The organism is Tabrizicola sp. (genome assembly GCF_030694085.1).
In the GTDB taxonomy this organism is placed as follows: domain Bacteria; phylum Pseudomonadota; class Alphaproteobacteria; order Rhodobacterales; family Rhodobacteraceae; genus Tabrizicola.
The window spans coordinates 279,624-294,717 of sequence record NZ_JAUXZE010000039.1; the positions used below are offsets into that span (position 1 = coordinate 279,624).

At 65.4% G+C, this 15,094-nt stretch carries 13 protein-coding genes; 9 read left to right on the forward strand and 4 right to left on the reverse strand.

The window, feature by feature from the left end:
- Window positions 1-21 precede the first annotated feature (21 nt).
- Genes Q8M85_RS10220 through Q8M85_RS10230 form a run of 3 tightly spaced genes read right to left on the reverse strand, consistent with a single transcriptional unit; the run spans window position 22 to window position 4,139 of the window.
- Window positions 22-2,499 carry an ImcF-related family protein gene (locus Q8M85_RS10220; RefSeq protein ID WP_305543821.1) on the reverse strand — a complete coding sequence of 826 codons (2,478 nt, stop codon included), beginning with the start codon at window positions 2,497-2,499 and terminating at the stop codon, window positions 22-24.
- Window positions 2,496-3,383, reverse strand: a complete 888-nt coding sequence (locus Q8M85_RS10225) for a M15 family metallopeptidase (RefSeq protein ID WP_305543823.1) — start codon at window positions 3,381-3,383, stop codon at window positions 2,496-2,498. Before Q8M85_RS10225 ends, Q8M85_RS10220 begins: the two co-directional genes overlap by 4 nt.
- Window positions 3,384-4,139, reverse strand: coding sequence for a PP2C family serine/threonine-protein phosphatase (locus Q8M85_RS10230; RefSeq protein WP_305543826.1), 756 nt, complete (start codon window positions 4,137-4,139; stop codon window positions 3,384-3,386).
- Between the two features lie 152 nt (window positions 4,140-4,291).
- On the opposite strand from Q8M85_RS10230, the gene Q8M85_RS10235 reads away from it, so the two are divergent.
- Window positions 4,292-4,963, forward strand: a complete 672-nt coding sequence (locus Q8M85_RS10235) for an OmpA family protein (RefSeq protein WP_305543828.1) — start codon at window positions 4,292-4,294, stop codon at window positions 4,961-4,963.
- A gap of 36 nt (window positions 4,964-4,999) precedes the next feature.
- On the opposite strand, the gene Q8M85_RS10240 is transcribed toward Q8M85_RS10235, so the two are convergent.
- Window positions 5,000-6,133, reverse strand: a complete 1,134-nt coding sequence (locus tag Q8M85_RS10240) for an exo-alpha-sialidase (protein ID WP_305543831.1) — start codon at window positions 6,131-6,133, stop codon at window positions 5,000-5,002.
- Window positions 6,134-6,489: 356 nt separating this feature from the next.
- Here Q8M85_RS10240 and Q8M85_RS10245 point away from each other — a divergent pair, with 356 nt between their 5' ends.
- From Q8M85_RS10245 to Q8M85_RS10280, 8 genes are all read left to right on the forward strand, one after another.
- On the forward strand, window positions 6,490-8,124 hold the full coding sequence (locus Q8M85_RS10245) for an ABC transporter substrate-binding protein (RefSeq protein WP_305543834.1): 1,635 nt from the start codon (window positions 6,490-6,492) through the stop codon (window positions 8,122-8,124).
- A 69-nt stretch (window positions 8,125-8,193) separates the two neighbouring features.
- Window positions 8,194-9,153: an ABC transporter permease gene (locus tag Q8M85_RS10250; RefSeq protein ID WP_305543838.1), complete on the forward strand. Its 960-nt coding sequence runs from the start codon at window positions 8,194-8,196 to the stop codon at window positions 9,151-9,153.
- Window positions 9,150-10,103 (forward strand): ABC transporter permease, encoded by a 954-nt coding sequence (locus Q8M85_RS10255; RefSeq protein ID WP_305543841.1) that lies wholly within the window; start codon window positions 9,150-9,152, stop codon window positions 10,101-10,103. The genes Q8M85_RS10250 and Q8M85_RS10255 overlap by 4 nt, the downstream gene beginning before the upstream one ends.
- Entirely contained in the window at window positions 10,100-11,089 is a 990-nt protein-coding gene (locus Q8M85_RS10260; RefSeq protein ID WP_305543843.1) for an ABC transporter ATP-binding protein, read from the forward strand. The genes Q8M85_RS10255 and Q8M85_RS10260 overlap by 4 nt, the downstream gene beginning before the upstream one ends.
- Window positions 11,086-12,090, forward strand: a complete 1,005-nt coding sequence (locus Q8M85_RS10265) for an ABC transporter ATP-binding protein (RefSeq protein ID WP_305543846.1) — start codon at window positions 11,086-11,088, stop codon at window positions 12,088-12,090. The genes Q8M85_RS10260 and Q8M85_RS10265 overlap by 4 nt, the downstream gene beginning before the upstream one ends.
- Window positions 12,087-13,043: a 4-hydroxythreonine-4-phosphate dehydrogenase PdxA gene (gene pdxA, locus Q8M85_RS10270; RefSeq protein ID WP_305543849.1), complete on the forward strand. Its 957-nt coding sequence runs from the start codon at window positions 12,087-12,089 to the stop codon at window positions 13,041-13,043. Before Q8M85_RS10265 ends, pdxA begins: the two co-directional genes overlap by 4 nt.
- Window positions 13,044-13,045: 2 nt before the next feature.
- Complete coding sequence (locus tag Q8M85_RS10275; protein ID WP_305543852.1) at window positions 13,046-13,972, forward strand: dihydrodipicolinate synthase family protein; 927 nt, start codon at window positions 13,046-13,048, stop codon at window positions 13,970-13,972.
- Window positions 13,969-15,093 (forward strand): iron-containing alcohol dehydrogenase, encoded by a 1,125-nt coding sequence (locus Q8M85_RS10280; protein WP_305543854.1) that lies wholly within the window; start codon window positions 13,969-13,971, stop codon window positions 15,091-15,093. Before Q8M85_RS10275 ends, Q8M85_RS10280 begins: the two co-directional genes overlap by 4 nt.
- Window position 15,094 lies beyond the last annotated feature (1 nt).

The following is a 15,094-nucleotide window of genomic DNA, read 5'->3' on the forward strand; positions in this document are numbered from 1 at the left end:
GTCCGTGGTGCCGAAAAGCGATCAGAGCGCAGTGGGGCAAGCCAGACCTTTCAGCAGTGCCCAGCGTGACACCGGATTGGCCTCGGCCTGGAACTGAACTTCCATGAAAAGCCGTGCCCCGCCGGACCTGAGGTCGACCAGGAACCGCTTGCCGCCATCACGTTCGCGCAGCCGGATTCCGTCCAGGATGCGCAACAAGCCCCATTCCCCCGTTTGCGCGAGAGTGGCGCTGCCGTCCGCCGTGGTAAAGCGCATCTCGGCCCCCAAGGCGGGTGCGGGCCCGGGCCAGGTCAGGGTCAGGGGTTCCAGGGTGGTCTCAACCGGGCCACCTTGCCCCCCGATGGCGACAAAGGTCTTGCCGCGCTCGGCCAGCGCCGCCAGCGTCAGATCCGTGGACTGCCCCGTAAAGCCCGCCGCGATGGCTTGCGTCCGCTGGAGGAATTCGGCGCTTTTCGGGTCCAGCCCGGAAAAGCGCGCATCCGGCTTCCAGCGCCAGGGCGAGCTTGACGTGTCGATGTAGGGCTCGGCCCGGGTGCGGTAGAATCGGTCGAGGGCACCGCCGGATCCCAGAAGCGAGACGACCTCGGACAGCGACGCCTCGGCACCCTCGGCAAAGGGATAGCGTGCCTCGGTCACGTCCTTGCACAGGGAAAGGACCTCGGCCTGCCAGGCCTTCGTCAGCGGGTTCGACAGCGGATCGGCTTGCGCCGCGCTGGATTGGGCCAGCACGTCCTCGACGATCTGCACCACCATCGCCGGGGCGGTCCGCAGTGCGGCCAGCGTCGCCCCGCGTGACTTTGCGGACATCAGCCGCTGCAGCCCACGAGCCTCGTCCCGGTCCATCGCGCCCAAGGCGACGTTCAGGCTGGCAAACAGCTTCGCGATCTCCTCCATCCGGCCGTCCTCGGAATACTGGATCAGCGCCGCAAAGTCCGAGGCGATGCGCAACTGCATCGCATGAGGGCGTGCCCGGTCCAGCCCACCGACCTGCGCCCAGACTTCGGGCAGAAGTCTGGAAAGCGGCGAATCCGGTGCGGCCAGTCGACCCGAGACCAGGACAGCCTGTTCCGGATCGCTGAAGGGCCGCACTTGCACATCGGCGAGGAATTCCTTCCATCGCGCCAGTGTCTCGCGTTGCAGGATGTCCAGAACCTGGTCGGGCGCATCGTTCTGGCCTGGTGCTACCCGGTCAAAGAGCCGCGCCGCTTCGCCGCGCGCGTTCTGCACTGCCAGGCCCGCGCCAACCTGCCTGGCATAGTCCCAGCCGCCTTGGGTAAATAGCCCTGGAAGCGCCGTCTCCATCACAACACCGGACCGGCGCTGCAGAACGACCGACAGTCCGGGCACGGCAGCTTCTGGGATCCAGGGTGCCAGCTCCGCAGCCCCGGCTGACCGTTTCAGTTCGAGATAGGCCCGCGCTGGCTCGGGCGCCTCACTGGCAAAGGTGCGGGCTTGTGCCAGAAGCTCGGGGTCGGGCAGCGGTACGGACTGGGAGGGGGGCAGCAGCCGACGGATGTGGGGCACCAGCGGTTGCAGGTCCGGCATCGACGCCGCCCGGTCGTCCAGCCACCCTGCCAGGTAAGCCGGTGACCAGTCCGCCTGACCAGACAGGACCGACCAGGCCCGAAGCGTATCGTAAAGGGGCAAGCTCTCACCCTCTGCCGCCAGAGCCGCATCGACCGCGCGCGCCAGTGCGCTGGGCATATGCTTCTGCACAGCTGCGCTATAGACAGCGTCCGCATGAGCCGCAGCGTCAAAGCCTAGAAGCCTTGCGAAGAGCTGGATCGGCGCCTTTTCAGCCGCCCGCTCCACTCCGTCCGAGGCCGCTGCAAGCCGCGTCAGCCGTTGCGGCAGGTCGGGCATCACCGCATCCCGGTCCAGCCCGATGTCCAGAGCTTCGGCATCAAACAGCCGGGTGAGGTCGCGGTGGAAGCGCCATTCCCCGAACCCCGCCCAGCCGGCGACCAGCAGGACAAAGGCCAGGATCAGGACCAGAGTGATCCCGGTCCAGCCCGCGCCAAGGTTGCGGTCAAACGTGGTTCTGCTGCCCTCCAACACCGCCAGGCGTCGCTCAAGAAAGACCTTCACGCCCTCGAAGTCGGGTCCCGCCTCGTCCGCCTTGCGAATGAATTCCCGCACCGAAGCCGCCGAGATGTCGCGCCCGTCGAAGATCAGTCGATGCGCCCCCGCGCCCCACAGCGCCACATCCACGCCCCGGTTCTTCCGCACCGCCTGGTCAAGCATCAGCCCCAGCACATAGCGGGCGGGTCTAATTGTGGAGGGCTGCACCCCTGCCCGCTCCAGGTCAGCGTCGAACCGGTCCAGCGCCTCGGCCGCGCGCTGCACCAGGACCTGAGCCTCGACCCCGCGGATGGTTGTCAGCTGCTCGACCATCTTCAGGACCAATCCGGCCGCCTGCTCATAGGCCGCGGGGTCGGACCTCCGCACCCCGCGCCTGAGCGGCAGAACGGTGCGCGGGCTGTTCGGGTCGGAACTCATTGCGACGGGATCAGGCCTTCATCGACCCATTTCTTCAGCGTCTCTTCGCCGACTTCGAAATGCATGCCGTCCTCGCGGTTGTAGCCGCCGCCCCAGTACCAGCCCTCCTCGTTGAAATGTTCGGCAAGGATCACAAGGCCGATCTGCATCGTGCCATCGGCAAAGGGATCAAGTTCACCCTGCAGAGTGATGTCGATGGCCGTGCCGAACGAATGGTTCGAGACCGCGCTGTTGGATCCCCTTATAAGGCGGACGCACAAGGCCCCCGCTGTGCCCAGCTTGGCGGCAATGTCAGGCTCGTCCTTCTGCAGTTTGACGACGATCCGCTCCAGACTGTCGAGTGCGGGTTTCAGCATCGTGGTCTTGATCGGGCCGATCTGCCGGGTCTCGACCAGGTCTTTCAGCCGCGGATTGCTGATCGACCGGCAGTCAGTCCCAAGATCCTCGCGCGGGCGACCCAGAAGCGCCAGCATCGTCTTGTTGCGCGGCTGGGTGATGCCCTTGTTGAACCGGTTCCGCGCTGCCCGCATCTGTTCTGTCAGAGCCTCGGTCTCGGGCCGATGCTGCGCGTCCTCGCCCAGCGTCAGACCTTCTGCATCCACCGCCGGCGCCGCGACGGTCGACGGGGCCACCGGCGCCCGGTTGGCGAGAAGGCTCAGGTCGTCGCGCAACCGCGCCAGATCCGCCTTGAGTGTGCCGATCTCGGCCTCAAGCCGCGCCCGTTGGGCAGCGTCCGCGTCAAAGGCGTCTTCCAGCCGGGTAAGCCGCAGGTCTGCCCCGCTGTCCGCCGATTCCAGCAGCGTTGTGACCATTGCGAAGGCCACCGCCGCGATGATGACGCCGATGGCAACGATGATGGGCGCGATGAGGGTGTTCGACTGCATTCAGCCCTCGCGGATCAGGACGGTGATGGTCGAGACATTGTCCGGCGCGCCGCTGTCCAGCGCCTCGCGCACCAGCTTCTGGCAGGCGTCCGCGGGGCTGGCGGCGTCGCGCAGAAGCGCCTCGACCGTTTGTTCGTAGACGCAACGCGTCAGCCCGTCACTGCACAGCAAAAGCCGGTCCCCGACCGCAAGGGGGATGCTGACCAAGTCCACGTCCAGCTCGGCTCCCCCCCCCACCGCCCTGGTGATGACATGCGATTCGGGATGACGTTCGGCCTCGGCCGGGGACAGCTCGCCACGGTCAATCATCTCCTGCACGACGGAGTGGTCGCGGGTCAGCGGTCGCAGGCGACCGCCCCGCAAGAGATAGGCGCGACTGTCGCCCACCCAGGCCACGTGTGCCACCGCCCCGCTGATCAGCATCGCAACTACCGTGGCACCCATCCGCCCCATGCCCGGGCTGCGCTGGCGCTGAAGGACCAGCTGGTTCGCGTCCTGCAGCCGGGCCACCAGTGCCGGTCCGGGATCGACCCCGTCCGGGATCTGCGCCAGGCAATCGATCACGATCTCGGATGCGACGTCGCCATTGCCATAGCCCCCCATCCCGTCGGCAACCGCCCAAAGCGCGCCCGTCGGGTCGGTCAGGATCGAATCCTCATTGCGCTCGCGCACGATGCCACGGTTGGTCAGCCCCGCCCCAACCGCAACCGGCAACCGCCGCTCCTGCCCGGGGACCACGGTGATCGGGGTGTTCATTGCGGTCCCGCCGGCACGGCTGGGGCGATCGGTCCCCGGGTCGAATTCAGCAGCATCGGGAAATCCCGCCCAAAGGTGTGAATTGAATGCAGGTGCATCATAGCCTAGACTGGGGCCAGCTATAAATCCGTTTTTTGGAAGGTGGTTCGACGATGCGTAGCTTGCTGACCAGCCTTGCGGTCTGTGCCGCGCTGATGCCCGCTGTAGGCCAAGCCCAGGATTTGTCGGAGGAAGAGCTGTTGCAGATGTTCCTGGCGCAGCGGGATGCTTACAAGGCCGCCGTGGAAGGCAACACCGCGCTGACCCGTGGGCTGACGCTGATCACGGCGGATGATGTCGAGATCGCCACGGAAGTCGCCACCCAAGACACCGCCACCGAAACCGCCGGAACCGAGGTTGCGTCCGATGCCTCGGCCGGGGCGGTCAAGCAGCCGACCGAAACCGTCGTTTCCAGCAATGAAACCGCGACACTTGTGAAGATGCCCGAAGGCATGGGCGTCAACATCCGCATAGAGTTTGCCTTCGACAGCGCCGCGCTTGACGACGCACAGAAGCCGAAGCTGCAGACATTGTGCAACGTGATGCGGACTGCGGATATCCAGCTCTTTCGCATCATTGGCCATACGGATGCCTCGGGCTCCGACGACTATAACGAACGGCTGTCTCGCCTTCGTGCCGAGGAAGTGCAGCGCTTCTTCGTGAACGACTGCGGCATCGCGGCCAATCGCCTTGAGGCGGTGGGACTGGGCGAACGGTTCCTGCTTGAAGACTACGATCCCGACTCGGACCAGAACCGGCGGGTAGAGTTCCAGGCTCTGAGCTGACGCTTGGTCAGAGTTCGGTCCTAACCCTTGCCCCCTTCAGGCGCGTTGCAGCCTGACATATTTGATCGCTCGACGGTGATAGGTGTAGGCAATATGCAAAGCCCCGTCAGATCCTGCGATGATGGACGGATAGGAGTATTCCTTGTTCAACCCGTCCTTGGAATTATTGGTCAGACAATAGCCGCTGCCGTCTTCAAGTCGACGCATGTCCGGGAATGTCGCGCCATTGTCCTGCGAAAGCGCTAGTACAAGCGGCGCGCGGGGCACGCCCCAGATCGCGCCACTTGTGGCGTTGAGGACTGGGGTCCCCCCAGCCTCGCCTTCGTCGTCAATCTCGTCATAAAGCGATGCTCGGCGCTGGTCCGACATTTCGGCGTTCATCGGATTGCCGACGAGGGCGATGCGCATGTCGGCAAGGCGGATGGCTTGCACGGAGGAGTTGTTGTTCGGCAAGTCGGTAACGGTCGGCTTCGACCAGCTGAGCCCGCCATCCACCGACAGACTGCGCCGGACCCGGTTCGCGCAGCGGTCGCGGTAGAAGGCCGGCATGACGCCGTCCTGGGCGGGAACGGGGTTCATATGCACTGCCCCCAGACTGTCCGGCACCTCGATGGCCGACCAAGTCATGCCGGAGTCTTGTGAGACGAGCATCACCGCAGTGTCCAGCGATCCGGTCCAGCGACCCTGCGGCGGGGTTACGCACCGAAAGCCCGGCAGCAGCCATTCTCCCTGTGGTCCGATGCGCGGCGGTTGGCGCACGAAGACTCCTGTGAAATCGCCCAGCCGCCGTGCTTCTCCGAACGTGGCACCACAGTCCTGCGACCGGCGGAAGTGGATTTCGCATGCGTCCTGTCGACCGCCCGGCTGCGAGGTGTGAAAGAGCCAGACAGCGCCATTAGGTGCGACGAACAGGACGGGATTCTGTTCGGATCGATCAGCGCGGTCGCTCAGACGTTCGGCCGACGTCCAGTGGTGCGAACCCGGGCGCAGGCGCGACATCCAGACCGAGATGTCGCCCATTCCCTCCATCGTGCCGCCGAACCAAACGCATGCCAGCGAGTCATCCGGTAGCCAGCACAGATTCGCGGCATGATTCTGGACGCAGGGCGAGGACAGCATCGCTTCGACCCGGTCGGACTCGGTCAGGTGCGGTCGCAGAAGACCGTCCATGTAAGCCTCTATTTCCGCTGTCGAAAGTTCGCCTGGTCTCATGGCCTTTGTCATGGTCGCGGCTCTCCCAATGTTTCGACAACCCGGCTGTCGGGCGAAACCGTTGTGGAGGAAAGTTTCAAATATTACAAGTTTCATGTGGAGATTTCGCCACCAAGAGGCCGGAAGATACAACTAAATTACTGTTTTTATTATATAAAATTCTACAGCTATGAATCCAGAATGCATCGGCTCGCCACAAGCAAACTAACAAGTTGACAGGAAACTCGCGACCTGTTCCATTTCCAGTCGCAGACTGCCGAACCGGAGGAGTGCCATCGTGGCGCGGGCCGTCCGCTTTACGCTTGGGAGGTAACATGAAAACCAACACGAAAGAGCGCAACGGCCTGACGCGTCGTGGCGCATTGAAGCTTGGTCTCGGCTCGTTCGTCGCGGTGGCCGCATTCGGTCCGGGCGCGCGCATCGTCATGGCGCAGGACGGACAGGTGCTAAAGGCCATCAATCCTGCATTTTCGCAGGACTGGTCGCCGCTGCGCGGGGGCGGCGTGCCCTACCGCTGGAATTCCGTCTGGAACGCCAGCGCGATGTATTTCAAAGACAAGGGCGAGATCCAGCCCTACGTCCTGACCGAATGGACCCCCTCGGCCGATTACGTCACCTGGACGCTGAAGCTGAACCCCGAGGCGAAGTTCGCCGACGGCAGCGCGATCACCGCCGCCGATGTGAAAGGTTCGTGGGAACTGTCGGCCATGCCGGGCACGCAAAACCAGCGCATCGACCAGGTGCTGGCGGGTGTCGCGGGCTATGGCGCGGTGAAGGACGGCTCGGCCACCGACATCTCGGGCATCGTCGTCAATGATGACGCGACGCTGACGGTCACTTTGGCCGCGCCCGATCCGATCTTCTTCCAGCGGCTTGCCAACCATATTGCGCCCATCGTCAAGGTCGCCGTCGCGCGCGGCGCAGATGGCAATGAGGTCCCCGATTTCTTCCTCGCCGCCAACGGCGCGACCTCGGGTCCCTTCGTGCTGGAATCGGCCAACCTGGACACGGGTGAGCTGGTCTGGGTCCCGAACCCGAACTTCTTCGGCCCGGCCCCCAAGCTGGCGCGGATCGAACTGACCGCCGTCGAAGACAACGTGACCGCGACGCAGATGCTTGCTTCGGGCGAGTATCAGGCGCATACGGAACTGGTGACCTCGACCATCGTGCAGGACCTGGGGCCAGAGTTTGCCGCGGGGGCAGAGATCCCGACCTCGCAGCACTTCTGGTTCAACACCGCCCGCGCGCCGATGGACGACCCGAAAGTGCGTGAGGCGCTGATCCTGGCGGTGGACCGCGACGGGCTGATCAAGGCCTCGTTCCCCGATGGCCCGCACCAGAAGACCGACAGCGTGATGAACGCCGTCCCCGGTGCCGATGACCCCACCTTCGTCCCCTATCCCTTCGACCCCGAACGCGCCAAGGCGCTTCTGGCCGAGTCGAGCTATGGCGGGCCCGAACGTCTGCCGAAGCTGATGTTCGTCGGCATCTCCAGCCCCGCGAACGAGGCGGCGGCGCAGTACATTGCCGAACAGTGGCGCCAGAACCTTGGCATCACCGCTGTCGACATGAAACCGCAGCAGGATCAGTATTCCGGCCCTGACCAGAACGCGATCCAGATCTTCCGCGACGACGTCGGCACCCGCGTGCCCGATGCGGCAAGCTATCTGGCGGGTTCCATCGCCTCGACCTCGGGCAATGCGACGGGGAAGATGTCCTACAAGAACGACAAGGTCGACGCGCTGATCACCGAGGCGCTGGCAAAGCCCTCGGACGATCCGGCGCGCATCGCGCTTGCGCAGGAAGCACAGCGGATCTTCCGCGACGATTTCATGTTCATCCCGTGGTACCGCCAAACCATGTCCCGCTGGGCGGCCGCGAACGTGGCGGGGATGGAAAAGAACCTCGACTGGCAGATCGTGGCACCCTGGGCGATTTCCATCGCCTGACCTGCCATGCCATAGCGACGGGCGGGGGCCTTTCCCCGCCCGTTGTCACCTTGAACGGGCCCTGTCGCCATGATCGCCTACATCCTTCGACGGCTGCTGCTGTGGATCCCTTCGGTCGTTCTGGTGATGCTGGGCGTCTATGCGCTGGCGTTCTACGGGGCGGGGGACCCGATCAAGCTGATCTTCCTGCGCGCGCCCGGCGACGTGGCCTATGACCCCGTCAAGATCGAGGCGATCCGTGAGCAGGCCGGGCTGAACCAGCCCTTCCTGGTGCAGTTCGGCACTTATCTCTGGAACCTGCTGCACGGGAACTTCGGCAACTCGCTTTTCTCGGGGCGGTCGGTCTGGGCGATGATCTCGGCGGCAGCCCCGGTGTCCTTGATGCTGGGTCTGATGGCGATGATCGTGACGGCGCTGGTTGCGGTTCCCCTGGGCATGATCGCGGGCATGAACCAGAACAGCCGCCTGGACTACACGATCCTGGGGACGGCGGTGACGCTCTGGGCCATTCCGGCCTATGTGGCCGGGCCGCTCTTGATGGTCATGCTCCTGGCAGTTCTGCCCAGCGGGGCAGTTCCCTACGGCTGGGGCGGGCTTTTCTCGGTCAAGATCATCCTGCCGCTGATCGTGCTGTCCTTCCAGCCCATCGCGCTGATCATCCGCCAGACCCGCGCCGCGGTGATCGACGTCATGACCGAGGATTACGTCCGCACCGCCCGCGCCAAGGGTGTCCCCGAGCATGTTGTGGCCCTGCGCCACATCCTGCGGCCCGTGCTGACGCCTGTCGTCACGCAGTTGGGGCTGATCATGATCACCATCGTCAACGGCGCGATCTTCGTCGAACTGGTCTTCGGCTTGCCGGGTCTGGGCCGACTGACCGTGCAGGCGCTGATCAATTCCGACTATCCGGTGATCCTGGCCGTCACGCTGATCGGGTCCTTTCTGGTCATGGCGTCAAACCTGCTGGTTGATCTCTTGTATCCGCTGCTTGATCCGCGCGCGACCGATCCCAAGGCGGCGCGGACATGACCGACGGCACGATCATCAACCCGCCCGAGGACCGGCCCTCCAGCCTGTGGCGGGACGCCTGGCGCAGGCTTCGGCGTAACCGGCTGGCCGTGGCCGGGCTTGTCGTGCTGGCGGTTCTGGTCTTTGTCGCGGCCTTCGGACCCTGGCTGACGCCCTATGATTTCTTGTCGCAAAACCTGGACGCGCGGAACCTGCCGCCCTCGCTGGGCCATCCCTTCGGAACCGACGACCTGGGCCGCGATGTCATGTCCCGCGTGATCTATGGCGCACGCACCGCCTTTCTGGTCGCTGTCCTGGTCACCGTGGTCGCTGTCCTGATCGGAGTCGTCCTTGGTGCCATCGCGGGCTTCTACGGTGGCCGCTTCGACAAGACGCTGATGTGGGTGACGGACATGACCATGTCGGTGCCGCAACTGCTGCTGGTCGTCGTCATCAACGCATCGCTCAAGCAGCCCATCTCGTTGTGGATGGAAGCGCGCTACATGGAGACGATGAACCCCCTTTACCGGAACTCGGCCATCATCGATTTCGTACTGGTCTTCGGGTCGATGGCGCTGATCTCGTGGCCGCCTTACGCGCGTCTGGTGCGGGCGCAGGTCCTGTCGATCCGCAATCGTCCGTATGTCACTGCGGCCCGTGCGCTGGGGTTGACCAATCGGATCATCCTGACCCGCTACGTGATGCCGAACGCTGTCGGCCCGCTGATCGTCGCCATCTCGGCGGGTCTTGGCACCGCGATGGTGCTGGAAAGCGCGTTTTCCTTCCTGGGTATCGGGGTGAACCCGCCGACGCCCAGCTGGGGCAACATGATCTCGGACGGGCTGCGGGTCTGGACGAACTATCCCCACTTGCTTCTGGCCCCTGCCGCCGTGCTGGCCGTTGTGACAGTGGCCTTCAACTTCCTGGGCGACGGGTTGAACGACGCGCTGAATCCGAAGGGTCAGAAATGAACGCGCTTCTGGATATCCGTGGCCTGACCATCGACATCGACCGTGACAGCGGCCCTGCCCGCGTGGTGGACGGTATCGACCTGACCGTGGCCGAGGGGGAATCCCTTGGCATCGTGGGCGAATCCGGCTGCGGCAAAAGCCTGACGATGCTGTCGCTGGTAGGCCTTCTGCCCAACCGCATCCGCGCGACCGGAGGTGTCGCGGATTTCGCGGGCAAGGACCTGCTTGCCATGTCGTCCGAAGAACTGCGCCGCCTGCGCGGATCGCAGATCGGCTTCATCTTCCAGGACCCGATGACCAGCCTGAACCCGGTAATGCGGGTCGGGGCCCAGATCGCCGAGGCGCTGGTCTATCAAAGCGGCATGGCCAAGCCTGCCGCAATGGAACGGGCCGCCGAGTTGCTGGAGCTGGTCGGCATCCCTTCGCCCCGCGACCGGCTGATGGCCTATCCGCATGAGCTGTCGGGCGGGATGCGCCAGCGGGTGATGATCGCCATCGGTCTGGCCGGATCGCCGCGGCTTCTGATTGCGGACGAACCCACAACCGCGCTGGACGTGACGATCCAGGCGCAGATCGTGGACCTTGTCCGCGACTTGAAGGACCGCTTCGGGATGTCGGTGGTCTGGATCACCCATGACCTTGCGCTGATCGCGGGTCTCGCCGACCGGATCGCCGTCCTCTACGCCGGAACCGTGGTCGAGGATTCGCCCGTGGACGTGCTTTTCGAGCGGCCCACCCACCCCTACACCCGCGGCCTCCTCGCCTCGCTGCCGACGCTGACCGACAAGCCGATGTCGCGCCTGCCGTCCATCGCCGGCACCCCGCCCGAGCCGGGCCGCCGCCCGCCGGGCTGCCCCTTCGCACCGCGCTGTGCACTGGTGACCGCTGTCTGCACCACGTCTGTCCCACGCCTTGCACCCGTGGCGGGCAGTGCCCCGGGCCATCGCGCGGCCTGTTTCGTCACGGCAGGGGAGGGCGCATCGTGACCGCACCCCTTCTGTCCATCCGCAACCTGACCAAAGAGTTCCCCGTCCGCCTTGGCGCTTTCGGTGAACGGGCCGCCACCGTCCATGCCCTCGATTGCCTTAACATCGACATCAGCGAGGGCGAGACGCTATCCCTGGTCGGGGAATCCGGGTGCGGGAAATCGACTACCGGCTACTGCGTCTTGAACATCCAGCGGCCGACCAGCGGGTCGGTGATCTATGCCGGCACCGATATCGCGCAACTTGACGATGACGGGATGCGGCCGTTCCGGCGCGACCTGCAGATCGTCTTCCAGGACCCCTATTCGACACTGAACCCTCGCATGACCATCGGCGAGGCGCTGGCCGAGCCGATCCTGTTCCACGGCCTGGCCCGGAAATCGGAAATCCGCGACCGACTGCACCAGCTTCTCGCCGATGTCGGCCTGTCCGAGCGGTTCGCCAGCCGCTACCCACATGAGCTTTCGGGCGGGCAACGGCAGCGGGTCGCCATCGCCCGTGCCCTGGCCTGCCAGCCGCGCTTCATCGTCTGCGACGAGGCGATCTCGGCGCTGGATGTGTCGGTGCAGGCGCAGATCCTGAACCTGCTTCTGGACCTGCAGCAGAAGTACGGGCTGACCTACCTTTTCATCGCGCATGACCTTGCCGTGGTCCGCCACATCTCGGACCGCGTCGGCGTGATGTATCTGGGACGGCTGGCGGAACTTGCGCCCGCCGCCGCCTTGTTCGTGCAGCCCCTGCATCCCTACACCCGCGCACTTCTTTCGGCGGTGCCGTCCACCGACCCCCGCGCCGCGCGCACCCGGCAACGCTTGCAGGGCGAGGTGCCCTCGCCGCTTGCGCCGCCCCCCGGCTGCCGCTTCCACACCCGCTGCCCGCTGGCCCGCGCGCAGTGCCGCAGCGACGTGCCCCCTCTGCGGGAAGTGGTGTCCGGGCACTCTGTCGCCTGCCACGCCGTATCCTCACCCACCGCAACGAACTGGGAGCACAGCCCGGCATGACGCCCCCCCCGATTGGCATCACCATGGGCGATCCCGCCGGTGTCGGCCCCGAGATCATCGTGAAATCGCTGGCCGCGATGGATGTCGCCGCGCGCCGTGGCATCCGGGTCTATGGCAACCGGGACAGCCTAGCGGCCGCCGAGGCGGTGCTGCAGACCGGTCTTGACCTTGCCAAGCTGGACATTGTCCACGTGGATATTCCGGGCGCTCTGCCTGACTTTGGCAAACTCGACCCACGCTGCGGCGAGGCGAGCTACCAGTTCATCGCCGCAGCTGTCCGTGATGCGCTGACTGGTGGGATCGGCTGCATCGTCACTGCCCCGATCAACAAGGCCGCGCTGAATGCGGCGGGGCACCATCACGACGGCCACACCGGCCTTCTGGCCCACCTGACCGGCACAAAGACCTGCCACATGCTGCTGGCCTCGGACCGGCTGTCGGTGATCCACAACTCGACCCACGTCTCGCTGAAGGATGCCATCGAACGCGCCACGACGGACCGCGTGCTGGCCACGATCCGCGCCGGGCACCGGCATTTCGTGCGGCTGGGCAATCCCGCGCCGCGCATCGCCGTGGCGGGGATCAACCCGCATTGCGGCGAGGGTGGCCTTTTCGGAACCGAGGATGACGACCAGATCGCCCCCGCAGTAGCCGCAGCCCGTGCCGAAGGGATCGACGTGCAGGGGCCGATTTCGGCCGACACGGTCTTTCACCGCGCCTATACCGGGGCCTTCGATCTGGTGGTCGCGCAATACCATGACCAGGGGCATATCCCGATCAAGCTGGTGGCCTTCGACAGCGCGGTCAACGTGTCGGTCGGCCTGCCCATCGACCGCTGCTCGGTCGACCACGGCACCGCCTTCGACATCGCCGGACGCGGGATCGCGGACAACGGCAACCTAGATCACGCGCTGGCCTATGCCGCGCGTCTGACCGGCCAGCGGAGGGGCTGACCATGACCTTTGCCATATCCGGTGTCTTCTGTGCCTCGGCCACGCCCTTGGCGGCCGACCTGTCCCCCGACCTTGAGGCCTACGCCGAGCATTGCCACTCGCTGCTGGACGACGGCTGCGACGGCATAGCGCTTCTGGGTACCACCGGCGAGGCGAACTCCTTCTCCTCCGCCGAACGGCGCGCGATCCTGGAAGCCGCGCTCTCCGCTGGCATCCCGCCTGCGCGGCTGTTGCCGGGCACCGGGCTTGCGAATGTGCCCGAGACGGTAGAACTGACCCGCCACGCGCTGTCCTGCGGGGTGACGACGGTCGTGATGCTGCCGCCGTTCTACTACAAGGGTGTCAGCGATGACGGGCTTTTCGCGGCCTATGCCAGCGTGATCGAACGCATCGGCGATGCGCGGTTGCGGGTAATCCTTTATCACATACCGCAGATGACCGGCCTGCCGATCAGCCATGATCTTATTGAACGACTGCTGACCGCCTTCCCCGAAACCGTCATCGGCATCAAGGACTCTGCCGGTAAGATCGAGAACATGGAGGCGATGATTGCCCGCTTTCCCGGTTTTGCCGTTCTGGCCGGGGCCGATCCGCTGCTTCTGCCGCTGATGCGCATGGGAGGCGCGGGCTGCATTACCGCCACGTCGAACCTGGTAGGCCGCGACCTGGCCTTCGTCTTCCGCCACGCCAATATCCCCGACCGGGCTGTAGGCGTCGCGGCAGCGCAGGCCCGGATCAACGCCTATCGCGACCTGTCCAATTCCTATGTCCAGATTCCCGCCATCAAGGCGATGGTCGGTCGGCGCTACGGAAATCGCGGATGGGCGCGGACGCGCCCTCCGCTTCTGCCCGCCACGGCTGCTGAACAGGCCGACCTCGCACGGCGGCTTGACGAGATTGACATGCACACACCCGGAGCACCGGCATGACCGACTATGCCTCGCCACTGCGCCTGTTTCAGCCGCGCCAGTTCGACTACGGATCAGGCAGCGCCGCGCAGGTTGGCCTCTGGGCGAAGATCGAAGGGTTCCGGCGTATTCTGGTCGTGACCCAGCCCGTCATGGCCGGGCTGATCGACCGGCTTGGGCTGCCGGGGCAGGTCGAGGTCTTCTCCGGCGTTCAGCCCGAGCCTGACAGCGATAATCTGGCCACGGCGGTTGCCGCTGCGGTGCAGGCAAAACCGGACCTTGTCGTCGGATTCGGTGGCGGCTCGGTCATGGATGTGGCGAAGCTGATCACCGTCCTGCGTGGCAGTCAGACGCTGGCCGACGTTATCGGACCGCACCGGGTGGCCGGGCGGCAGAACGCGCTTGCTCTTGTCCCGACGACGGCCGGAACCGGGTCAGAGGCGGGCATCCGCGCGCTGGTCACCGATGCATCAAGCCTGAACAAGGTCGCCGTGGAAAGCCGCTACCTGATGCCCGACATGGTCGCATTGGACCCCGATTTGACCATGTCGGTTCCCGCTGTGGTGACAGCCGCGACCGGGATCGACGCGATGGCGCATTGCGTCGAGGCGTTCACCAACCGCAAGGCCCACCCCCTGATCGACAACTACGCCAGGCTGGGCTTCGGGCTGGTCGCGCGTTACCTGCCCCGCGCCGTACGTGACGGCAGCGATACCGAGGCGCGGGCGGCGCTGCTCCTTGCGGCCTATTACGGCGGCATCTGCCTTGGCCCGGTGAACACGGCGGCAGGACATGCGCTGGCCTATCCTCTGGGCACGCGGCTGAAGCTGGCGCATGGTCTGGCCAATGCGGTGATCTTTCCGCATGTGCTTGCGTTCAATCAACCCGTCGCCGGGGCCAAAACGGCCGAAATTGCCTCTGCGCTTGGCCTGCGGCACGACAGCGAGTCGGCACTGCGCGAGGATGCCGCGCGCTGGTGTGCCGATCTCGGGGTCGAGATGCGCCTGTCTCGTCTTGGTGCCCTCTCCGAGCATCTGCCCGGCTGGGCAGCCGAGGCCCACTCGATCCGACGACTGATGGACAACAACCCGCGCGACATGTCGGTCGATCAGGTGCTGGACATCTACCGTGCCGCCTTCTGAC